Origin of the sequence: Staphylococcus sp. HMSC062H10, from assembly GCF_001836945.1 — a bacterium.
In the GTDB taxonomy this organism is placed as follows: domain Bacteria; phylum Bacillota; class Bacilli; order Staphylococcales; family Staphylococcaceae; genus Staphylococcus; species Staphylococcus aureus.
This window is the reverse complement of sequence record NZ_KV830972.1, coordinates 572,515-594,133: the sequence shown is the minus strand read 5'-3', so window position 1 is coordinate 594,133 and position 21,619 is coordinate 572,515. Positions and strand designations below refer to the sequence as shown.

Here is a 21,619-nt window from a genome sequence, read left to right as displayed (position 1 = left end):
TTTTTGGGCGCATTCTCGATGCTAATGGTTCTGTACTCACATTTGTCACACCTTTCTTATACTATCTTAACTCAAAAAATGCTAAAATGGGAATATCAATATTCGAATTAAGTGAGGTTATACAATGAAAATTTCTACTAAAGGGAGATATGGACTTACATTGATGATTTCTCTTGCTAAAAAAGAGGGGCAAGGATGTATATCATTAAAGTCAATTGCTGAAGAAAATAATTTGAGTGATTTATATTTAGAACAGCTTGTAGGTCCTTTAAGAAATGCGGGGTTAATTCGAAGTGTACGCGGTGCTAAAGGTGGATACCAATTAAGAGTGCCAGCGGAAGAAATCTCAGCAGGGGATATTATAAGACTGTTAGAAGGTCCAATTACATTTGTTGAAAGTATTGAATCAGAACCACCTGCGCAAAAACAACTATGGATTCGCATGAGAGATGCAGTGAGAGATGTTTTAGATAATACAACATTGAAATATTTAGCGGAATATGTAGATACAAGTGAAGATTTAGACGGATACATGTTTTATATTTAATTGTATAAATACTATACTATAACATAAAAACTTCATATTATAATGTTTAGTGAACCTCCTTTGTGGTATATAAATATATACATCTAAGGAGGTTTCACTATGGCAGACGAAAGTAAGTTCGATCAATTTAAAGGCAATGTTAAAGAAACAGTAGGTAACGTTACTGATAACAAAGAATTAGAAAAAGAAGGTCAGCAAGATAAAGCGACTGGTAAAGCAAAAGAAGTTGTTGAAAATGCTAAAAATAAAATAACTGATGCAATTGATAAACTTAAAAAATAAGATCAATTAAACTAATCAAATATAAGAGGAGCGATTAATATGAGTTTTATGGACAAAGCAAAAGACGCAGTAGAAAAATTTAAAAATAGCGATAATGAACAAGTTAAAAATGTAAAAGATAAGATAAATGAATATACAGGATCGAATAACGAAGAGAAAAAAGAAAATGAAGATAAAGAGAAATAAATTTCTTTAAATTTTGGATATGCTTTTCAATATTTTGAAAGCGCCCCATCAAATAAACACTTACACAGTGTAAAGTTGAAGGGGTGCTTTCATATTTGCATTAGAATTTTAAGTGAATTTGAATCATTCCTAAAATAAATGATTGATCAATACGGACATCTTTCATTTAAAATGCTGTTACTGTTTATTTTTATTTATATTATGGATACATACTTTCACTTAGTTTATTTATGACACTATAAAGTGTTTTTTTCATTTATCTGATTTATAACATTCTTGAACCGACGATAAGAGTCTAATTGCATATCTTTATCATAAATATAACTTATTGCCATAATTTCGTTGACTTCACCATAAGTTTCCATAAAATCTTGAATTTTTTGTTGAATAGTATTTTCTGAACCTATTAATGATATTTTCTGTCTTTCCATAGCCATCGCATATTCTCTCGGCGTTAATATATTTTGTAGTTCATGTGTTGGCGGTTGAACGGGCTGCATTCTGCCACGAGTGATACTAACCATTACTTGTGCCATAGATGAAGCTAAATATTGTGCTTCGTCATCATTTTCAGCAACGATTGTATTTAAACATACAATAACATAAGGTTCGTCTAATACATCAGAAGGTTCAAATAACGTTTTGTAGATTTCGATAGCTTCTTTCATTTGTTGAGGTGCAAAATGTCCAGCGAACACATATGGAAGCCCTTTGCGTGCAGCTAGATGTGCAGAATCTGTTGAAGAACCAAGAATGTATAAAGGCACATTTTTACCTACTGCTGGATAAGCACGAACATATGCTTGTTGGTGAGCGGGGCCGAAATATTGTTGTAATAATGAAACTTCTTCCGGAAATTTATAAACACCATCATGTTGATCTCGTCTTAATGCACTTGCGGTCATCATATCTGTTCCAGGTGCACGTCCTAATCCTAAATCGACACGATTTGGAAATAATGTTGCCATCGTGCCAAATTGTTCCGCAACGATTAATGGAGCATGGTTAGGTAACATGATTCCTCCAGAACCTACACGTATGTGTTTCGTATGTTCTAACGTATGTTGAATTAATAAAGCAGTTGCTGAACTTACTAGATTGGCAGCGTTATGGTGTTCAGCAATCCAATATCTTTCATATGATAATTCATCTAAATGTTGTGCGAGCTTAACCATATCATTAATTGCTGTTCGTTCATCGTCACCTTCTCGAATAGGGACAAGGTTTAATGCTGAATATTTAATCGCCATTTTTGTATCGTCCTTCCTTTTTTATGATATAAGAAGTATACCAATCGAATAACGAGATAAATATTAAATTGCTCATAACCAAAATAATAGTACATTACATTTTACAAATGAAAAAATATCTGCAAATACTAAAATTTATAAAAAAGACAAGAATAAAGCGATAAACTTAAAAAAGCCTATCGAAAAGCATGTGTAGAAAATGGTAAAATATAATTAAAAACATTATAAATAAAGTTAAACAGAAAAGTAGAAAAATAGTATGTAAGGTGCTATTATTGGAACATTGATAAAATTGTGAGGAGTGTCCAAACATGGAAATTTATGCAGATTATGCTGCGACCACACCAGTAAAACCTGAAGTAGTAGATGCGATGATGACGATTTACAATTCGCATTATGGAAATCCATCATCAATACATGCTAAGGGAAGAGATGCGCGTAAATATTTAGATGAGTCAAGACGTCAAATTGCACAATTACTTGGTGCAGATACACATGAAATTATATTTACGAGTGGTGCAACAGAATCGAATAATACGGCAATTAAAGGCATAGTAAAAGCAAATGAACAATTGGGTAATCACATTATCACATCGAAGATTGAACATCATTCTGTGTTACATGTTTTTGAACAATTAGAGCGAGAAGGTTTTGATGTAACATATCTAGATGTTGATGATACAGGTGCTATTGATTTAGATCAACTTGAAGAAACAATTACAGATAAGACGATTTTAGTATCTATTATGTTTGTAAATAATGAAGTTGGCACAGTGCAACAAATTTATGATATTCAAGATATTATTGCTGAGACAAATGCATATTTCCATGTTGATGCGGTTCAAGCAATTGGACATCTTGATGTTAAGTTTGACGAATTTGAGATCGATGCAATGAGTATTACTGCTCATAAGTTTGGCGGACCAAAAGGTGTCGGTGCATTATTAGTTAAAGACCATGTCACATTAGATTATCCTCAACTTGGCGGTGAACAAGAATTGAAACGCCGTGCAGGAACTGAAAATCTTGCACAAATTGTCGGGATGGCTAAAGCATTACAATTAGCAGAAAAGAATCGAGACGATAACAATATTCATTTAATGAATATAAAAGAACAATTTTTAGTTAAATTACAAGAAAGAGCGATTCCATTTGAATTAAATGGTTCAATGACGGATGCTACAGGCCATATTGTAAATCTATATTTTCCGTTTGTTGAAGTTGAAACGATGTTAACATTGTTGGATATGGCACAAATCTATGTGTCGTCTGGATCTGCATGTACAGCAGGCTCTACACAACCGTCGCATGTTTTAGATGCAATGTTCGAAGATGAAGAGCGATCAAATCATTCGATTCGATTTAGTTTTAACGAATTGACTACTGAAAATGAAATTAATGCAATTGTCGCTGAAATTCATAAAATATATTTTAAATTTAAGGAGGAGTCATAATTGTCAAATAAAGATATACGTGTTGTCGTTGGTATGTCAGGCGGTGTAGATAGTTCTGTAACAGCCCACGTCTTAAAAGAACAAGGTTATGATGTCATTGGCATATTTATGAAAAACTGGGATGACACTGACGAAAATGGCGTATGTACTGCAACTGAAGATTACAACGATGTTATTGAAGTGTGTAATCAAATTGGCATTCCATATTACGCTGTTAATTTTGAAAAAGAATATTGGGATAAAGTCTTTACGTATTTCTTAGATGAATATAAAAAAGGTCGTACTCCAAACCCAGACGTTATGTGTAATAAAGAAATTAAGTTTAAAGCCTTTTTAGATCATGCGATGAATTTAGGTGCAGATTATGTAGCAACAGGACATTACGCACGCATACATCGTCATGAAGATGGTCATGTTGAAATGTTACGTGGTGTAGATAATAATAAAGATCAAACATACTTCTTGAATCAATTATCTCAACAACAACTTTCAAAAGTAATGTTCCCAATTGGTGACATCGAAAAGAGTGAAGTGCGTCGAATTGCTGAAGAACAAGGACTTGTTACTGCTAAGAAAAAAGATTCTACAGGCATTTGTTTTATCGGCGAAAAAAACTTTAAAACATTTTTATCTCAATATTTACCTGCGCAACCGGGTGATATGATAACACTTGATGGTAAGAAAATGGGTAAACATAGTGGGTTGATGTATTACACAATAGGACAAAGACATGGTTTAGGTATAGGTGGAGATGGCGATCCTTGGTTTGTTGTCGGTAAAAATCTAAAAGATAATGTTTTATATGTAGAACAAGGATTCCATCACAATGCATTATACAGTGATTACTTAATTGCTTCAGACTATTCATTTGTAAATCCAGAAGATAATGACTTAGATCAAGATTTTGAATGTACAGCTAAATTTAGATATCGCCAAAAAGATACGAAAGTTTTTGTGAAACGTGAAAACGACCATGCACTACGTGTTACTTTTGATGAGCCAGTAAGAGCAATCACACCTGGACAAGCAGTTGTTTTTTATCAAGGTGATGTGTGTCTTGGTGGTGCAACAATTGACGATGTGTTCAAAAATGAAGGTCAATTAAATTATGTTGTATAAACAATGGCAACAATAAATTACTTATTTGAAATTTCAGCGTTGGAAATGACGAAAGACAGTTTTTGATGAGAATAATTCATGATGATAGAGTCTGGGACATCACAATGTCCTAGGCTCTACAATGTTATATTGGCGGGGCGCCAACACAGAGAAATTGGAACCCAAATTTCAACAGGCAATGGAAGTTAGGGACGGGGTCCAACACAGAAGCTGACGGAAAGTCAGATTTCAATAATGTGCAAGTTGGGGATGGGCCCCAACACAGAGAAATTCGTAAAAAAATTCAACAAGCAATGCAAGTTGGCGGGGCCCCAACATAGAGAAATTGGAACCCAAATTTCAACAGGCAATGCAAGTTGGCGGGGCCCCAACATAGAGAAATTGGAACCCCAATTTCAACAGGCAATGCAAGTTGGGGACAACGAAATTAATTTTGTAAAAATATCATTTCTGTCTCACCCCTATGCATGAGTCTAATTATGTATTCCTATTTTAAGTACATAATAGTGGTGGCTAATGTGGAAGAACCATTACATAATAAACCGTTAATGGTTCTTTAGCATTTCCATTCCATTCCCGCTTTTTCATGAATGAAGATGATATTAGATTATATTTTATTCGTTGTTAAGTGATTCGAGACATACAATTTATCAAGATGTTATAATTGATGAGAAATGAGGTTCGTAAATGATAGATCAACAAACAATTTATCAATACATACAAAATGGAAAAATAGAAGAAGCGTTACAAGCATTGTTCGGAAATATCGAAGAAGATCCTACAATTATTGAAAATTATATTAATGCCGGTATCGTACTTGCTGATGCGAATGAGATTGAAAAGGCAGAGCGTTTTTTCCAAAAAGCTTTAACAATAGATCCGAAGAATGGCGTCGTATTTTATAATCTAGCAAATGTATATTATAATCAGCAACGTTATCAAGAATCTATTAAATTATATCAACAAGCATTACAAACAGAGATTGAACAAGTTGATTGTAATTATATGATCGGTATGGCGTTTAATCAGTTAGAATCATTTAAGCTGGCATTGCCGTATTTAATGACTGCTGCGGAACTAGATAAAGACAAAGATGCAGAAGTTCAATTTCAATATGGTCTTGTATTATGTCAATTAGAGATGTTTAATGAAGCCATAACTCAACTTAAACATGTATTAATGATTGATAAAAATCATGTTGATGCAAGATACAATTTAGGTTTAGCGTTATTTATGAAAAATGAAGATATTGATGAAGCCATAACTCATTTTAAAGAAGCTGTGACTATCGACCCTAAACACTTATTAAGTCAGCATGCGCTGAAAACATTCACTAAAATGAAAGAGGAGGAGTAACATGTCAGACCCTACACTATTTGATTATTCAATGATCAAAGGTACTGTTGAAGCGATATTGTTTCAAAACAGTGATAATTTTTATACAGTGCTTAAAGTAGATACTATTGAAACAAATGAAGACTTTGATACAATGCCAACTGTTGTAGGGTTTCTTCCGAATATTGTTGAAGGCGATGTCTACACATTTAAAGGGCAAGTTGTTGATCATCCACGTTATGGTAAACAATTAAAAGCAGAGACTTTTGAAAAAGAAATGCCACAAACGAAAGAAGCAATTATAAGTTATTTATCAAGTGATTTGTTTAAAGGTGTAGGTAAAAAGACAGCTCAAAATATTGTTAATACATTAGGTGACAATGCGATAAATGATATATTAGATGACCATTCAGTGCTAGAAAAAGTTTCGGGATTATCTAAAAAGAAACAGAAACAAATTGCAGAACAAATTTCAGCAAATCAAGAATCTGAAAAAATAATGATTCGTTTACATGATTTAGGGTTTGGTCCTAAACTTTCAATGGCAATTTATCAGTTTTATCTCGGTGATACACTGACTATTTTAGATCGAAATCCATATCAATTGATTTATGATATTAAAGGTATTGGTTTTAATAAAGCAGATCAACTTGCTAGAAATATTGGTATCGCTTATAACGATAATGAACGATTAAAAGCTGCGTTGCTCTATACGTTAGAAGAAGAATGTATTAAACAGGGACATACATATTTGCCTATCAATGTTGTTATAGACTTAACAGTTGATGTATTAAATTATCAAGATGAAGAGGTCATTGAACCTGAAAAATTAGACGAAATGTTGCAATACTTAAATGAGGAAAAACGACTAATTATTGACAATGAACAAGTTGCAATTCCAAGTTTGTATTATTCTGAAATCAAAAGTGTTCAAAACTTATTCAGAATAAAGACGCATACAAATAAACTTACGGAAATTGAACAGTCAGATTTACAAATGCATATTGGTGAAATAGAAGATACGAATCAAGTGAACTATGCAGCTTCACAAAAAGAAGCTTTGCAAACGGCTATCAATTCTAAGGTGATGCTATTAACCGGTGGACCGGGAACAGGAAAGACGACAGTAATTAAAGGCATTGTAGAATTATATGCTGAGATTCATGGCTTATCATTAGATTATGATGATTATGTTAATGATGATTATCCAGTTGTATTAGCAGCGCCAACAGGAAGAGCGTCCAAGAGACTACAAGAGTCAACTGGATTAGAAGCTATGACGATTCATCGTTTAATAGGTTGGAATCAAGACACAAAGCCAGAGGATATATTAGAAAATGAAATAAACGCACGACTCATAATCATTGATGAGATGTCTATGGTAGATACTTGGTTGTTCCACCAATTTTTAAGTGCAGTTCCTTTAGATGCACAATTGATATTTGTAGGTGATGAGGACCAATTGCCTTCTGTAGGTCCTGGTCAAGTATTTAAAGATTTAATTGAATCGAAAGCTATACCACGAGTTAATCTGACTGAAGTATATCGTCAACAAGATGGTTCAAGCATTATAGAATTAGCACATCGAATGAAGTTGGGTCAGAAAATTGATATTACACAGCGTTTTCATGATAGAAGTTTTATTAACTGTCAGGCAAACCAAATACCAACAGTTGTTGAGAAGGTAGTTACTAGTGCTGTTAATAAAGGGTATACTATGGCTGATATTCAAGTGCTTGCACCAATGTATAAAGGAAATGCCGGTATTAAACGTTTAAATCAAGTTTTACAAGATATTTTAAACCCTAAAAAGAAAGACACACGAGAAATTGAGTTTGGTGATGTAGTTTTTAGAAAAGGTGACAAAGTATTACAACTTGTTAATAGGCCAAATGATAACATATTCAATGGTGACATAGGAGTTATTGTTGGTATTTTTTGGGCGAAAGAAAATGCTCTTAATAAAGATGTACTTGTTGTGGATTTTGAAGGTAATGAAATTACATTTACGAAACAAGATATGATGGAATTAACGCATGCATATTGTACATCAATCCATAAATCACAAGGTTCAGAATTTCCTATTGTTATCATGCCAATTGTTAAACAGTATTTTAGAATGTTACAAAGACCGATATTATATACTGGTTTAACTAGAGCGAAAACGAGTTTAGTTTTACTTGGTGATCCAGAAGCATTTGATATTGGATTAAAAACAAATGGTCAAGCGCGTTTAACACAATTATGTACATTGTTGAAAAATTATTTTAATTCAGAAGATGAAGAAATACTGGAAAATACAGCAACTAATGATACAGGAGCTTCACAAACGACAATAAATGATCAAGTAGAAGCGCCAATTTCATCGAATGATAGTGAAGAAGTTACGTCTGATTCAATAAAAACAGATACAAATGTATTAACGGAAGCTACAATGTTTAAAATTGATCCAATGATTAATATGGGAGAAATCACGCCGTATGACTTTATAGAACGTTGACAACAAGCGTAAATGTAACTAAAATAGAATTAAATTCGTATAAAGATGAGTAGTTAATGATTTGTTTATCAGAGATGTACTGGTTGGTGAAAAGTACAACAAACATTAGTGAACGCTACTTTATGCACAACTGTATAGTCGATTTAAAGTGATAAATGTGTTGAATTGCATTTATAACTAGGGTGGTACCGCGATAACGTTCGTCCCTTTTGAGGATGGGCGTTTTTTATTTTTTAATAATTAAAAATGATATTGATTTATACTAGTTTTTCAAATCGACTATCTGTGTCATCAATTTTTATGGAATGGTAATTTAAAAACAGTAAATAGGATGTGTAAATGATGAAAAAGTTAAAAGCGAGTGAAATTAGACAAAAATATCTAGATTTCTTTGTTGAAAAAGGACATATGGTTGAACCTTCTGCACCATTAGTGCCAATTGATGATGATACCTTATTATGGATTAATTCAGGTGTAGCAACATTAAAGAAATATTTTGATGGACGTGAAACACCTAAAAAGCCAAGAATTGTAAACTCTCAAAAAGCTATTCGTACAAATGATATTGAAAATGTTGGTTTCACAGCGCGTCACCATACATTCTTTGAAATGTTAGGTAACTTCTCAATTGGTGATTACTTTAAACAAGAAGCGATTGAATTTGCTTGGGAATTTTTAACGAGTGATAAATGGATGGGTATGGAGCCAGATAAATTGTACGTTACGATTCATCCGGAAGATATGGAAGCATACAACATTTGGCATAAAGATATTGGGCTTGAAGAAAGTCGTATTATTCGCATTGAAGGTAACTTCTGGGATATTGGTGAAGGACCTTCAGGACCGAACACTGAGATTTTCTATGATCGCGGAGAAGCATATGGACAAGACGATCCGGCAGAAGAAATGTATCCAGGTGGAGAAAATGAACGCTATCTTGAAGTGTGGAATTTAGTGTTTAGTGAATTCAATCATAATAAAGATCATAGTTACACACCATTACCTAATAAAAATATTGATACCGGCATGGGGCTTGAGCGTATGGCCTCAGTTTCTCAAAATGTACGTACTAACTATGAAACAGATTTATTTATGCCTATAATGAATGAAATCGAAAAAGTATCAGGTAAACAATATTTAGTAAACAACGAACAAGATGTGGCATTTAAAGTAATTGCTGACCACATTCGTACGATTGCATTTGCAATTTCTGATGGTGCATTACCTGCCAATGAAGGTAGAGGATATGTATTACGTCGATTGTTACGTCGTGCCGTTCGTTTTAGTCAAACGTTAGGAATCAATGAGCCATTTATGTACAAACTTGTTGATATTGTTGCAGATATTATGGAACCATATTATCCAAATGTTAAGGAAAAAGCAGATTTCATTAAGCGTGTTATAAAATCTGAAGAAGAACGATTCCGTGAAACATTAGAAGATGGTTTAGCGATTTTAAATGAATTAATTAAAAAAGCTAAAGCGACAACAAATGAAATTAATGGGAAAGATGCATTTAAATTGTATGATACGTACGGGTTCCCAATTGAATTAACTGAAGAAATAGCAGTGCAAGCAGGATTGAAAGTTGATATGACAACATTCGAGTCAGAAATGCAACAACAACGTGATCGTGCACGTCAAGCACGTCAAAATTCTCAATCAATGCAAGTTCAAAGTGAAGTATTGAAAAATATTACATCTGCAAGTACTTTTGTTGGTTATGATACTGCGACAGCTCAAACAACACTAACACACTTGATATATAATGGTGAAGAAGTTTCACAAGTTGAAGCGGGTGAAACAGTATACTTCATGTTAACGGAAACACCATTTTATGCAGTCAGTGGTGGACAAGTTGCGGATACAGGTATTGTTTATAATGACAATTTTGAAATTGCTGTTAGTGAAGTAACCAAAGCACCAAATGGTCAAAACTTGCATAAAGGAGTAGTACAATTTGGCCAAGTAAATGTTGGCGCTACAGTGTCTGCTGAAGTGAACCAAAATGATCGACGTGACATTCAAAAGAACCATAGTGCAACACATTTATTACATGCAGCGTTGAAATCAGTACTGGGTGATCATGTTAACCAAGCTGGTTCACTAGTAGAAGCAGATCGTTTACGTTTTGATTTCTCTCATTTTGGTCCAATGACTAATGATGAAATTGATCAAGTTGAACGCTTAGTAAATGAAGAGATTTGGAAAGGTATTGACGTTAACATTCAAGAAATGGATATTGCTTCAGCTAAAGAAATGGGCGCAATGGCTTTATTCGGTGAAAAATATGGTGATGTTGTGCGTGTAGTAAATATGGCACCATTTTCAATTGAATTATGTGGTGGTATTCATGTCCGCAATACTTCTGAAATTGGCTTATTCAAAATAGTAAGTGAGTCAGGTACAGGAGCTGGTGTGCGTCGTATTGAAGCATTAACAGGTAAAGCAGCTTTCTTATATTTAGAAGATATTCAAGAGAAATTTAATACGATGAAATCACAGCTGAAAGTGAAATCTAATGATCAAGTAGTTGATAAGTTAACACAATTACAAGATGAAGAAAAAGCATTATTAAAACAATTAGAGCAACGTGACAAAGAAATTACATCACTTAAAATGGGTAATATTGAAGATCAAGTTGAAGAAATCAATGGCTATAAAGTATTGGTTACTGAAGTGGATGTACCAAATGCGAAAGCAATTCGCTCGACAATGGACGATTTTAAATCTAAACTACAAGATACAATTATCATTCTTGCAAGTAATGTTGATGATAAAGTATCGATGGTTGCAACTGTCCCTAAATCTTTAACAAATAACGTTAAAGCCGGTGATCTTATCAAACAAATGGCACCAATCGTTGGTGGTAAAGGTGGCGGTCGTCCAGATATGGCTCAAGGTGGCGGTACACAACCTGAAAATATCTCAAAATCATTAAGCTTTATTAAAGATTACATTAAAAATCTATAATTTAAAGCCATAATATTGTATGATGATAGTGAGTTATATTTGTAATTAAAGGAGTGTCGCAAATGGAAAACTTTGATAAAACAATGAAATTCGACTATGAAGAACTTCCAACACAAGATGTAAGAGATGTTTTAAATAATGTTTATCGAACATTAGATGAACGAGGATATAATGCCGTAAACCAAATTGTAGGTTATTTATTATCAGGTGACCCTGCGTATATTCCACGCCAAAATGAAGCAAGAAATCAAATTCGTCATATTGATAGAGATGTTATTATGGAAGAGCTTGTTTCTTACTATTTAAAAGAGCAAAATAAATAATTTATGTTACAACATAAAATTTTAGGACTCGATGTCGGTAGTAGAACGGTAGGAATTGCAATTAGTGATATAATGGGTTGGACGGCACAAGGATTAGACACACTCCGAATCAATGAAGAAAATAATGAATTAGGTATTGACCAATTAGTAGACATTATTAAAAAACATAATGTGGGTACAGTCGTAATAGGACTACCTAAAAACATGAATAATTCAATAGGGTTTCGAGGCGAAGCTTCGTTAACATATAAAGAAAAATTATTAGAAGCTTATCCTTCTATTGAGATTGTGATGTGGGATGAAAGATTAAGCACAATGGCTGCTGAACGATCATTATTAGAAGCAGATGTTTCAAGACAAAAAAGAAAACAAGTGATTGATAAAATGGCAGCAGTATTTATTTTACAAGGCTATTTAGATTCACTACATTAAAAGGAGATTTTACTATGACTGAACATAATCATGATTCACAACTAGAAATTAATAACGAAGAAGAATTATTAACTTTATTCGATGAAGAGGGAAATGAAGTTTTATACCGAAAAGTTTTAGAATTTTATCATCCTGAATTCAAAAAAGAGTATGTTATCTTAGCTGAAGAAGGTGCTCAATCAGATGAAGATGATATGATTGAGCTTGTACCAATGATCAATGAACCAGATGAGTCAGGTGACGGTGGTAAGTTAGTACCAATCGAAACTGATGAAGAATGGGACATGATTGAAGAAGTTGTAAATACTGAAATGGAAGAATAATTAAAAAGATTATACTCTTGCTAACCTTAAGATGGGGAGGCAAGAGTATTTTTTTAGGTCAAGCAATGTATAAATAATTAACGCTTATAATTTTATTGAAAATATGGTAAAATATCTAAAGTTAAATTTTATATGAATGATTCGCTTCTATAAATAAAATAGCTTTGCGTCTAACACGAAATCAGTCATTTAATTGGTTGGCAAAATTATAATCAATTGTGAAGGCTGATTTATTTTATTGTCATAATCATATTGACTTATTTTACATAAAGGAAGTTTAAAACATGGATGACCTAAATAAAAAATATTTAATAGATTTACATCAACATCAAAATAGTTCAATCGAAGTTTTGCGTGAATTTGCCGAAGTAAATGAAGTACCAATCGTAGATCGTTTGACTTTAGATTTAATTAAGCAATTAATTCGTATGAATAATGTTAAAAATATTTTAGAAATTGGGACAGCAATCGGCTATAGTTCTATGCAATTCGCTTCTATATCTGATGACATTCATGTCACAACGATAGAGCGTAATGAAACGATGATTCAATATGCTAAACAAAATTTAGCTACTTATCATTTTGAAAACCAGGTTCGAATTATTGAAGGTAATGCTTTAGAGCAATTTGAAAATGTAAATGACAAAGTTTATGATATGATATTTATTGATGCAGCAAAAGCGCAATCAAAGAAATTTTTTGAAATATATACACCACTTTTAAAGCACCAAGGTCTCGTAATTACTGATAATGTTTTATATCACGGTTTTGTATCGGATATTGGGATTGTTAGATCGAGAAATGTAAGACAAATGGTTAAAAAGGTTCAAGATTATAATGAGTGGTTAATAAAGCAACCAGGATATACAACGAATTTTTTAAATATAGACGATGGATTAGCGATTTCAATTAAAGGAGAATGACTATGACAGAATTACTTGTCACACCCAAGTCATTAAGCCATATGGAAACACTTATTGATTTAGGTGCAGATGCTTTTGTAATTGGCGAGCAAAAGTTTGGTTTAAGACTTCCAGGGGAATTCAATAGACAACAAATGACAGAGGCTGTCGCATTAGCTCACAAAAACGATAAAAAAGTATATGCGGCGGTGAATGGATTATTTCATAATTATCATTTAGATGCTGTAGAAGATTATATTAATTTTTTACATGAAATACGAGTTGACAGAATTATTTTCGGGGATCCAGCAGTAGTAATGTATGTGAAGGCGCAAGAGAATCCAATACCACTTCATTGGAATGCAGAGACGTTAGTAACTAATCATTTTCAATGTAATTACTGGGGTAAAAGAGGCGCATCAAGAGCTGTCTTAGCACGTGAGCTGAATTTGGATGAAATTATTAATATAAAAGAAAATTCAAATGTGGAAATTGAGGTGCAAGTTCAAGGAATGACTTGTATGTTCCAATCAAAGCGTATGCTACTAGGCAATTATTATACGTTCCAAGATCGCCAAATGAAAATTGAACGTCGCAATGATGAACAATCTTTATTACTTTATGATGAAGAAAGACAAAATAATTACCCAGTTTACGAAGATTACAATGGTACGCACATTATGTCACCAAACGACATTTGTTTAATTGAAGAATTAGCACCATTTTTTGAGGCGGGAATAGATTCATTTAAAATCGATGGTATTCTACAAACGGAAGAATATATTAATGTGGTAACGGAACAGTATCGTCAAGCGATAGATTTGTACAATGAAGATCCTGAAATCTATGAAGATGAGAAATTTATGTTGATGGACCCAATTGAAGAAATTCAACCTGATCATCGACCATTTGACGAAGGTTTCTTATATAAACAAACAGTATATTAAGGAGGTTAATCATGAAGACAATAGAAGAGATTAAATCAACTCCTAAAACAGTTATGAAGAAACCAGAATTATTAGCACCTGCTGGAAACTTAGAAAAGTTAAAAATAGCAGTACATTATGGCGCTGATGCCGTATTTTTAGGTGGTCAAGAATATGGATTACGTTCAAATGCTGATAATTTCACGATGGAAGAAATAGCTGAAGGTGTTGAATTTGCGAACCGTTACGGTGCCAAAATTTATGTTACGACAAATATTATTGCACATGATGAGAATATTGAAGGTCTAGAATCATATTTGCGTAATTTGGAAAAGACTGGTGCGACAGGTATCATTGTTGCAGATCCTTTAATTATTGAAACATGTAAAGAAGTTGCGCCAAAACTTGAAATTCATTTATCTACTCAACAATCACTTTCTAATTACAAAGCTGTAGAATATTGGAAAGAAGAAGGATTGGATCGTGTTGTATTAGCACGTGAGACCGGCGCGATGGAAATGCGTGAAATGAAGGAAAAAGTAGATATTGAAATCGAAGCATTTATTCATGGTGCTATGTGTATCGCCTATTCAGGTAGATGTACATTAAGTAATCATATGACCGCAAGGGATTCCAACAGAGGTGGTTGCTGTCAAAGTTGTCGTTGGGATTATGAATTATTAGAAGTTGATGATAATGGTGAACTTGATGTATTTTATAATCAAGGTGAAGTTACACCGTTTGCGATGAGTCCTAAAGATTTAAAATTAATCGAATCTATTCCTCAAATGATGGATATTGGTGTGGACTCATTAAAAATTGAAGGACGTATGAAGTCAATTCATTATATTGCAACAGTTGTTTCAGTATATCGTAAAGTCATTGATGCGTATGCGGCAGATCCAGACAACTTTAAGATTAATCCGGAATGGTTAATTGAGTTAGATAAATGTGCAAATAGGGACACTGCACCAGCATTCTTTGAGGGTACACCTGGTTATGAAGAACAGATGTTTGGTCAACAACAATCTAAAAAATCACCATTTGATTTTTGTGGTTTGGTATTAGATTATAATGAAGATACAAAAATTGCGACTATTCAACAACGAAATAACTTTAAACCGGGTCAAGAAATAGAATTCTTTGGTCCAGAAATTGAAACATTTACACAAGTAGTAGAAGCAATTTATGATGAAGAAGGTAACAGCTTAGACGCGGCGCGCCATCCATTACAAATCGTTCAAATTAAAGTGGATCGCCCGATATATCCAAACAACATGATGAGAAAGGAAATTGGCTAATGAAAGCTACTACAATCATTGGCATAGCTGGTGGATCTGGCTCAGGAAAAACAACTGTAACTAACGAAATTATGAAAAACTTAGAAGGTCATAGTGTCGCTTTACTTGCTCAAGATTACTATTATAAAGATCAAAAGCACTTGACTTTCGACGAGCGCCTAGAAACCAATTATGACCATCCATTTGCATTCGATAATGATTTATTAATTGAAAATCTTAAAGACTTGAAAAATGGTAAAGCAGTAGAAGTACCGACATATGATTATGCTAGTCATACAAGAAGTGATATTACCATTGATTTTAAACCTAAAGATGTTATTATCGTAGAAGGTATTTTCGCTTTAGAAAATAAGGTATTACGTGATATGATGGATGTTAAAATATATGTTGATACAGATGCAGACTTGAGAATATTACGCCGTTTAACACGAGATACTAAAGAGCGTGGGCGTTCAATGGACTCTGTTATCAATCAATATTTAAGTGTTGTTAGACCTATGCATGACCAATTTATTGAACCGACTAAGAAATATGCTGATATAATTATTCCTGAAGGTGGGAGCAATAAAGTTGCAATAGATATTATGACAACAAAAATTCAGTCTTTAGTTAGCAAGCAATAGTATAATTCAGTAAAGGAAGATGACAATATGGAAAATCAAAAGCAATATCCAATGACTCAAGAAGGTTTTGAAAAATTAGAGCGTGAACTTGAAGAATTAAAAACAGTTAAGCGTCCTGAAGTTGTAGAGAAAATTAAAGTTGCACGTTCATTTGGTGACTTATCAGAGAACTCTGAGTATGATGCGGCAAAAGATGAACAAGGATTCATCGAACAAGATATTCAAAGAATTGAGCATATGTTAAGAAACGCATTAATCATTGAAGATACTGGAGATAACAACGTTGTTAAAATTGGTAAAACAGTAACGTTTGTAGAATTACCAGGTGATGAAGAGGAAAGTTATCAAATCGTTGGTTCAGCTGAATCAGATGCATTTAATGGAAAGATTTCAAATGAATCACCAATGGCTAAAGCGTTAATTGGTAAAGGTTTAGATGATGAAGTTCGTGTTCCACTACCAAATGGTGGCGAAATGAACGTAAAAATTGTTAATATCCAATAAATGATTAAATAGATTTTTTAATTGTGCGATTGAAGTGTGTTAATGATACTTCGGTCGTGCTTTTTTATATTCAAAATCAAAAAATCGGACAGATGAAAAGTAAAAATTTTCCATCAGACCGATTGATAGCAGAACCTAAATTAGTGTAAGAGCTTCAATATTAACTACTCCATTTTAAAAAAAGCAAAATATTTCCAAGAAAACAAATTGATTATCATTTGTTATTGTATACGATTTGAATTACTTATTAAACAACTTGTGCTTCTCAATGATACAATGAAAAGGTATTCAATACTGGTTTATTGCAATACAAAGGGGGATTTAGAGTGGATGTAAGATTTATTAACGAGCAGACAATTATGATTTATTTTGAAAATAAAATATCCGAAGAGACATATCGAAATGTCACAGCAATGGTACGGTGGATACGAGAAAAAGAAATATTAGAAATTCAAGATATTGTCCCTTCGTATCGAGCAGTTCTAATATATTTTGATGAACAAGCTATAACACCTTCTAAATTAATTGAAAATTTAGAACTTAACAAATTTAATGAAAAAAATGTTCATGCTGTGAATCAAACCAATCGTATTATTAAAATACCTGTTCAATATGGTGGTACATATGGACCTGATATTGAAGAAGTAGCAAAGCATAATCGAATAACTGTTGAGCAAGTTATTGAAAAACATACAAGTAAACCTTATTTAATATATATGCTAGGATTTATGCCTGGATTTCCATACTTAGGCGGACTTGATGAACAACTACATACACCTAGACGTAATCAGCCAAGGTTAAAAATTCATGCAGGTTCTGTAGGTATTGCGAATAATCAAACAGGACTATATCCATCAGATTCTCCAGGCGGATGGCAAATTATTGGACGCACACCGTTAAAAGTATTTAGCAGCGAGCGTGAACCAATGTCAATGTACGAAGCAGGAGATTGGATACAATTTTATGCAATAGATGAACAGCAATTTATACAAATCGAAAGAGATATATCAGATGGCAAATTTAATGTTGATGACTGGGTGGTGATTGAAAATGTCAATTAAGATTTTACAACCAGGTCTCTTTTCAACGGTACAAGATCTTGGAAGAAAAGGTTATGAACATATTGGATTTTCAGGCGCAGGTGCCATGGATCAATTTAGTTTTAAGGTTGCGCAGTCATTAATTAACAATGATGGTCCAGCGATTGAATATACTTTGATTGGTCCTACCATTCAATTCAATACGCAAAATACATTTGTTATAACCGGTGGTAGTGTTAATGCCTCGCTAAATAATAAAACTATATCAATGAATTCTGTCATATTAGCTGAGAAAGGTGACATTTTAAAAATAGGTGCTATAACTAAAGGTGCACGCGGTTATCTTACTTTTGGTCATACTATCAACGTACCTCCTATTGCTGAAAGTTATGCAACACATACCCGGAGCAGTATAGGAGGATTCAAAGGTAGAAAGTTATTAGCTAATGATGTAATAACAGTGAAAATAAATAATGACTTTAAAGAAAACATTGGAAAGACTATTCATTTACAGGACGATTTATTGCCAGAAAATAATATTATACACATTCTTCAAGGACCTCAATTCGAGGCATTTTCTGAAGAGGCTAGAGCGAAAATTGTAAATCATCCATATTTAATTACTGAACAATCAGACCGTATGGGATATCGTTTGGAAGGTGACAGCGTTGCACCAATTAATCAAGCAGATATCATTTCTGAACCGGTTGCTCTAGGCAGTGTTCAAGTACCAAATGATGGTCAACCTATTATTCTGCTTAATGATAAGCAAACGATAGGTGGTTATACCAAAATTGCAACTGTATGCAAATTTGATCTGCCAAAGTTAGCACAGATGAAACCACAAGATACAATTCAATTTAAATGGATATCAATCCAAGAAGCTGTAGATAAGAATCGTGAACAAATGTTTCTGTTTAATGAAATTCTTAAGAGTCATCAAAAGGCTCCAATTTTTGATACAACTAGCATGCGACATACTTCGAAAAAATTAGCAACAATTTTAAAAGGGGATTTGTAAAATGAATATTGAAAAAATCGAACAAATAATCAAATTAGTGAAGGAAAATGATGTTAAGAAATTTAAATATAAAAATTTTGAAGATGAAATAGAAATTGACTTCACTGACTCGAATCATTTGGCTGCACACAGTAATCAATCAAATCAAAGTATGAACAATAATGATTTGACAGCTTCAAAAGCGCATGATAACTCCGATGTTTCGACAAATGATTATCATGACATTAAATCACCAATGGTAGGTACATTCTTTTTACAAGACAGTAAAGAATTAACTGAACCAATTGTGAAAGTCGGGGACAAAGTTAACAAAGGAGATATTATAGGATATGTTGAAGCGATGAAAGTATTAAACGAGGTAACAACAGATGTTGCTGGAGAAATCACTGAAATAGTAGCTGATCATGGCACAAATGTTGAATACGACCAAGCTTTGGTACGTATTAAGTAAAGGGGGTAAGTAAATGCTTCGTTGTTTAATTGCGAACAGAGGTGAAATTGCTGTAAGGATTATAAGAGCTTGCAGAGAATATGGGATTGAAACTGTAGCAGTTTATGCAAAAGGGGACGAGCAAAGCTTGCATGTACATTTAGCAGATCAAGCTATATGTATTGGAGAAGCTAATGCTTTAGATAGTTATTTAAATATTGACCACATCATATCTGCTGCACAAATCACTGGTGCTAATGCAATTCACCCAGGATATGGCTTTTTATCAGAATCAACAAAATTTGCTCAAATCGTTGAGGAACAAGGCATAGCGTTTATAGGGCCTACTAAAAAAACGATGGAAATGATGGGGGATAAAATAACAGCAAGACAAACAGTTCATCATGCAGGTGTTCCTGTGATTCCAGGATCAAATGATGCTGTGAATCATGTGTCTGAAATTGAGAAGCTTGCCAAAGACATCGGTTATCCAGTTGTTATCAAAGCTGCCAGTGGCGGTGGTGGTAAAGGTATACGTATTGTAAAGAAAGCTGAAGATTTAGAAAAGGCATTTAAAGAAGCTAAAAGTGAAGGAAAAAAATACTTTGATGATGATCGTGTTTATGTTGAGGCTTTTATACCTGTTGCAAAACATGTTGAAGTTCAAGTTATGGGGGATGGGCAGGATAATTATGTACATTTAGGGGAACGTGATTGTTCTGTACAACGTAAAAATCAAAAATTAATCGAAGAATCTCCTTGTGCAGCATTAACTGAAGAAAGACGACAACAAATATGTAACGATGCTGTTAAAGTTGCACGTGCAGCAAATTATAGAAGTGCAGGTACGATTGAATTTTTAGTAACTGATAACGCACATTACTTTATTGAAATGAATGCTCGAATTCAAGTTGAACATACTGTTACAGAGATGCGAGCAGAACGTGATTTGGTTGCAGCACAATTGTATTTATTGGAACATAATCATTTACCATTTTCACAAAGCGATATTCAATTTAATGGTCATGTGATAGAAGCGAGAATAAATGCCGAAAATCCTGAAAAGAAATTTCAACCAACACCAGGTAAAGTGACAGCGTTACATTTACCACAAGGCTTTAATGTGCGAGTCGATTCTTTACTATATCACGGTTATCAAGTTTCACCATATTATGATTCTTTAGTAGCTAAAGTGATTGTAAAATCTCATGATAGAGCTTCAGCAATTGATAAATTGAAAGCCACCTTAGATGAAATGGTGATAGATGGATTTTCTACAACTGCCGATTTTTTATATGCAGTTTTAAATTATCCACTATATCGTGATGGAGATGCAAAAGATGTTGATATTAAATTTTTAGAAAAACATCAAATTGTTAAAGGGGTGGAATTATAATGCGAGTTGATTTGAATTGTGATTTAGGAGAAGCATTTGGAAATTATTCCTTTGGTGGTGATCATCAAATTATTCCGTTAATTACTAGTGCGAATGTTGCTTGTGGTTTTCACGCTGGTGATGAAAATGTAATGAATGAAACGGTAAAACTTGCCAAAGCACATAATGTTGCAGTAGGTGCACATCCTGGTTTACCTGATTTGAAAGGCTTTGGCAGACGAAATATAGATATCTCTAACGAGGAAATTTATAATTTGATGATTTATCAATTAGGTGCATTACAAGGGTTTTGTCGCATTCATCAAGTTAAAATTAATCATGTTAAACCGCATGGTGCATTGTATCAGATGGGTGCAAAAGACAGAGAAATAGCAAGCGTTATAGCACAAGCTGTTTATGACTTTGATCCATCACTAGTGTTAGTAGGATTAGCAAATTCATATCTAATTTCAGAAGCAAAGAATGTCGGATTAATTACAGCTTCTGAAGTGTTTGCTGATAGACGATACGAAGATGATGGGCAGCTCGTTAGTAGAAAAGAAAGTGATGCTGTGATTACTGATACTGACGAAGCACTTAAGCAGGTTTTGAAGATGGTGAAGGAAAATAAAGTTATTTCAAAAAACAATAAGGAAGTAACGTTACAAGCAGATACAATTTGTGTGCATGGTGATGGAGAACATGCATTATTATTTGTTTCGAAAATTAGAGAAATTTTAATGAAAGAAGGCATTGATATTCAATCCTTATAG

General features: G+C 33.4%; 22 protein-coding genes. 21 read left to right on the top strand and 1 reads right to left on the bottom strand.

What is annotated here, in order from left to right; genetic code table 11:
* Positions 1-124: 124 nt before the first annotated feature.
* The 3 genes from cymR to HMPREF2658_RS05525 all read left to right on the top strand — a co-directional run bounded on the left by cymR (position 125) and on the right by HMPREF2658_RS05525 (position 1,015).
* Positions 125-547 (top strand): cysteine metabolism transcriptional regulator CymR, encoded by a 423-nt coding sequence (gene cymR / locus HMPREF2658_RS05535; protein WP_000704122.1) that lies wholly within the window; start codon positions 125-127, stop codon positions 545-547.
* A gap of 99 nt (positions 548-646) precedes the next feature.
* Positions 647-829 (top strand): CsbD family protein, encoded by a 183-nt coding sequence (locus tag HMPREF2658_RS05530; RefSeq protein WP_000752909.1) that lies wholly within the window; start codon positions 647-649, stop codon positions 827-829.
* A 39-nt stretch (positions 830-868) separates the two neighbouring features.
* A complete protein-coding gene (locus HMPREF2658_RS05525; RefSeq protein ID WP_000009238.1) occupies positions 869-1,015 on the top strand; it encodes an SAS049 family protein in 147 nt (48 codons plus the stop codon).
* Positions 1,016-1,251: 236 nt separating this feature from the next.
* On the opposite strand, the gene HMPREF2658_RS05520 is transcribed toward HMPREF2658_RS05525, so the two are convergent.
* On the bottom strand, positions 1,252-2,265 hold the full coding sequence (locus HMPREF2658_RS05520) for an LLM class flavin-dependent oxidoreductase (protein ID WP_000985875.1): 1,014 nt from the start codon (positions 2,263-2,265) through the stop codon (positions 1,252-1,254).
* 311 nt (positions 2,266-2,576) lie between these two features.
* On the opposite strand from HMPREF2658_RS05520, the gene HMPREF2658_RS05515 reads away from it, so the two are divergent.
* The 18 genes from HMPREF2658_RS05515 to pxpA all read left to right on the top strand — a co-directional run bounded on the left by HMPREF2658_RS05515 (position 2,577) and on the right by pxpA (position 21,619).
* Positions 2,577-3,719 carry a cysteine desulfurase family protein gene (locus HMPREF2658_RS05515; RefSeq protein WP_000409162.1) on the top strand — a complete coding sequence of 381 codons (1,143 nt, stop codon included), beginning with the start codon at positions 2,577-2,579 and terminating at the stop codon, positions 3,717-3,719.
* Entirely contained in the window at positions 3,720-4,838 is a 1,119-nt protein-coding gene (gene mnmA, locus HMPREF2658_RS05510) for a tRNA 2-thiouridine(34) synthase MnmA (protein WP_070854233.1), read from the top strand.
* 687 nt (positions 4,839-5,525) lie between these two features.
* Complete coding sequence (locus HMPREF2658_RS05500; protein WP_000567023.1) at positions 5,526-6,194, top strand: tetratricopeptide repeat protein; 669 nt, start codon at positions 5,526-5,528, stop codon at positions 6,192-6,194.
* Between the two features lies 1 nt (position 6,195).
* Positions 6,196-8,673 carry an SF1B family DNA helicase RecD2 gene (locus tag HMPREF2658_RS05495; RefSeq protein ID WP_001283324.1) on the top strand — a complete coding sequence of 826 codons (2,478 nt, stop codon included), beginning with the start codon at positions 6,196-6,198 and terminating at the stop codon, positions 8,671-8,673.
* Between the two features lie 342 nt (positions 8,674-9,015).
* Positions 9,016-11,646, top strand: coding sequence for an alanine--tRNA ligase (alaS, locus tag HMPREF2658_RS05490; RefSeq protein ID WP_054194572.1), 2,631 nt, complete (start codon positions 9,016-9,018; stop codon positions 11,644-11,646).
* 62 nt (positions 11,647-11,708) lie between these two features.
* Positions 11,709-11,969, top strand: a complete 261-nt coding sequence (locus HMPREF2658_RS05485; RefSeq protein ID WP_000426912.1) for an IreB family regulatory phosphoprotein — start codon at positions 11,709-11,711, stop codon at positions 11,967-11,969.
* Positions 11,970-11,972: 3 nt separating this feature from the next.
* The gene (gene ruvX, locus HMPREF2658_RS05480; protein ID WP_000939059.1) at positions 11,973-12,401 is read left to right on the top strand and encodes a Holliday junction resolvase RuvX; all 429 of its coding nucleotides are present in this window, start codon (positions 11,973-11,975) and stop codon (positions 12,399-12,401) included.
* A 14-nt stretch (positions 12,402-12,415) separates the two neighbouring features.
* A complete protein-coding gene (locus HMPREF2658_RS05475) occupies positions 12,416-12,724 on the top strand; it encodes a DUF1292 domain-containing protein (RefSeq protein WP_000134779.1) in 309 nt (102 codons plus the stop codon).
* Positions 12,725-13,008: 284 nt separating this feature from the next.
* Positions 13,009-13,647, top strand: coding sequence for an O-methyltransferase (locus tag HMPREF2658_RS05470; protein WP_000342266.1), 639 nt, complete (start codon positions 13,009-13,011; stop codon positions 13,645-13,647).
* A gap of 2 nt (positions 13,648-13,649) precedes the next feature.
* Positions 13,650-14,573, top strand: a complete 924-nt coding sequence (locus tag HMPREF2658_RS05465) for a peptidase U32 family protein (protein WP_000137775.1) — start codon at positions 13,650-13,652, stop codon at positions 14,571-14,573.
* An 11-nt stretch (positions 14,574-14,584) separates the two neighbouring features.
* Positions 14,585-15,853, top strand: a complete 1,269-nt coding sequence (locus HMPREF2658_RS05460; protein WP_000848304.1) for a peptidase U32 family protein — start codon at positions 14,585-14,587, stop codon at positions 15,851-15,853.
* Complete coding sequence (gene udk, locus HMPREF2658_RS05455; RefSeq protein WP_000648617.1) at positions 15,853-16,476, top strand: uridine kinase; 624 nt, start codon at positions 15,853-15,855, stop codon at positions 16,474-16,476. The genes HMPREF2658_RS05460 and udk overlap by 1 nt, the downstream gene beginning before the upstream one ends.
* Positions 16,477-16,503: 27 nt before the next feature.
* Positions 16,504-16,980, top strand: coding sequence for a transcription elongation factor GreA (greA, locus tag HMPREF2658_RS05450; protein ID WP_000431312.1), 477 nt, complete (start codon positions 16,504-16,506; stop codon positions 16,978-16,980).
* Positions 16,981-17,306: 326 nt separating this feature from the next.
* Positions 17,307-18,041 (top strand): 5-oxoprolinase subunit PxpB, encoded by a 735-nt coding sequence (gene pxpB / locus HMPREF2658_RS05445; RefSeq protein ID WP_000383166.1) that lies wholly within the window; start codon positions 17,307-17,309, stop codon positions 18,039-18,041.
* A complete protein-coding gene (locus HMPREF2658_RS05440) occupies positions 18,031-19,041 on the top strand; it encodes a 5-oxoprolinase subunit C family protein (protein WP_000023331.1) in 1,011 nt (336 codons plus the stop codon). Before pxpB ends, HMPREF2658_RS05440 begins: the two co-directional genes overlap by 11 nt.
* Before the next feature lies 1 nt (position 19,042).
* Entirely contained in the window at positions 19,043-19,492 is a 450-nt protein-coding gene (locus HMPREF2658_RS05435) for an acetyl-CoA carboxylase biotin carboxyl carrier protein (protein ID WP_001019335.1), read from the top strand.
* A 13-nt stretch (positions 19,493-19,505) separates the two neighbouring features.
* Positions 19,506-20,867 (top strand): acetyl-CoA carboxylase biotin carboxylase subunit, encoded by a 1,362-nt coding sequence (locus HMPREF2658_RS05430; RefSeq protein WP_000942723.1) that lies wholly within the window; start codon positions 19,506-19,508, stop codon positions 20,865-20,867.
* On the top strand, positions 20,867-21,619 hold the full coding sequence (gene pxpA, locus HMPREF2658_RS05425) for a 5-oxoprolinase subunit PxpA (protein ID WP_001261800.1): 753 nt from the start codon (positions 20,867-20,869) through the stop codon (positions 21,617-21,619). The genes HMPREF2658_RS05430 and pxpA overlap by 1 nt, the downstream gene beginning before the upstream one ends.

What these genes read in the sequence shown, in the direction of transcription:
- greA (WP_000431312.1), top strand. Translation starts at nt 16,504, where the DNA reads ATGGAAAATCAAAAGCAATATCCAATGACTCAAGAAGGTTTTGAAAAA.
- HMPREF2658_RS05525 (WP_000009238.1), top strand. Translation starts at nt 869, where the DNA reads ATGAGTTTTATGGACAAAGCAAAAGACGCAGTAGAAAAATTTAAAAAT.
- HMPREF2658_RS05500 (WP_000567023.1), top strand. Translation starts at nt 5,526, where the DNA reads ATGATAGATCAACAAACAATTTATCAATACATACAAAATGGAAAAATA.
- HMPREF2658_RS05440 (WP_000023331.1), top strand. Translation starts at nt 18,031, where the DNA reads ATGTCAATTAAGATTTTACAACCAGGTCTCTTTTCAACGGTACAAGAT.
- ruvX (WP_000939059.1), top strand. Translation starts at nt 11,973, where the DNA reads ATGTTACAACATAAAATTTTAGGACTCGATGTCGGTAGTAGAACGGTA.
- HMPREF2658_RS05430 (WP_000942723.1), top strand. Translation starts at nt 19,506, where the DNA reads ATGCTTCGTTGTTTAATTGCGAACAGAGGTGAAATTGCTGTAAGGATT.
- cymR (WP_000704122.1), top strand. Translation starts at nt 125, where the DNA reads ATGAAAATTTCTACTAAAGGGAGATATGGACTTACATTGATGATTTCT.
- HMPREF2658_RS05475 (WP_000134779.1), top strand. Translation starts at nt 12,416, where the DNA reads ATGACTGAACATAATCATGATTCACAACTAGAAATTAATAACGAAGAA.
- HMPREF2658_RS05465 (WP_000137775.1), top strand. Translation starts at nt 13,650, where the DNA reads ATGACAGAATTACTTGTCACACCCAAGTCATTAAGCCATATGGAAACA.
- pxpA (WP_001261800.1), top strand. Translation starts at nt 20,867, where the DNA reads ATGCGAGTTGATTTGAATTGTGATTTAGGAGAAGCATTTGGAAATTAT.
- HMPREF2658_RS05470 (WP_000342266.1), top strand. Translation starts at nt 13,009, where the DNA reads ATGGATGACCTAAATAAAAAATATTTAATAGATTTACATCAACATCAA.
- HMPREF2658_RS05495 (WP_001283324.1), top strand. Translation starts at nt 6,196, where the DNA reads ATGTCAGACCCTACACTATTTGATTATTCAATGATCAAAGGTACTGTT.
- HMPREF2658_RS05515 (WP_000409162.1), top strand. Translation starts at nt 2,577, where the DNA reads ATGGAAATTTATGCAGATTATGCTGCGACCACACCAGTAAAACCTGAA.
- HMPREF2658_RS05520 (WP_000985875.1), bottom strand. Translation starts at nt 2,265, where the DNA reads ATGGCGATTAAATATTCAGCATTAAACCTTGTCCCTATTCGAGAAGGT.
- alaS (WP_054194572.1), top strand. Translation starts at nt 9,016, where the DNA reads ATGAAAAAGTTAAAAGCGAGTGAAATTAGACAAAAATATCTAGATTTC.
- udk (WP_000648617.1), top strand. Translation starts at nt 15,853, where the DNA reads ATGAAAGCTACTACAATCATTGGCATAGCTGGTGGATCTGGCTCAGGA.
- HMPREF2658_RS05485 (WP_000426912.1), top strand. Translation starts at nt 11,709, where the DNA reads ATGGAAAACTTTGATAAAACAATGAAATTCGACTATGAAGAACTTCCA.
- HMPREF2658_RS05435 (WP_001019335.1), top strand. Translation starts at nt 19,043, where the DNA reads ATGAATATTGAAAAAATCGAACAAATAATCAAATTAGTGAAGGAAAAT.
- HMPREF2658_RS05460 (WP_000848304.1), top strand. Translation starts at nt 14,585, where the DNA reads ATGAAGACAATAGAAGAGATTAAATCAACTCCTAAAACAGTTATGAAG.
- HMPREF2658_RS05530 (WP_000752909.1), top strand. Translation starts at nt 647, where the DNA reads ATGGCAGACGAAAGTAAGTTCGATCAATTTAAAGGCAATGTTAAAGAA.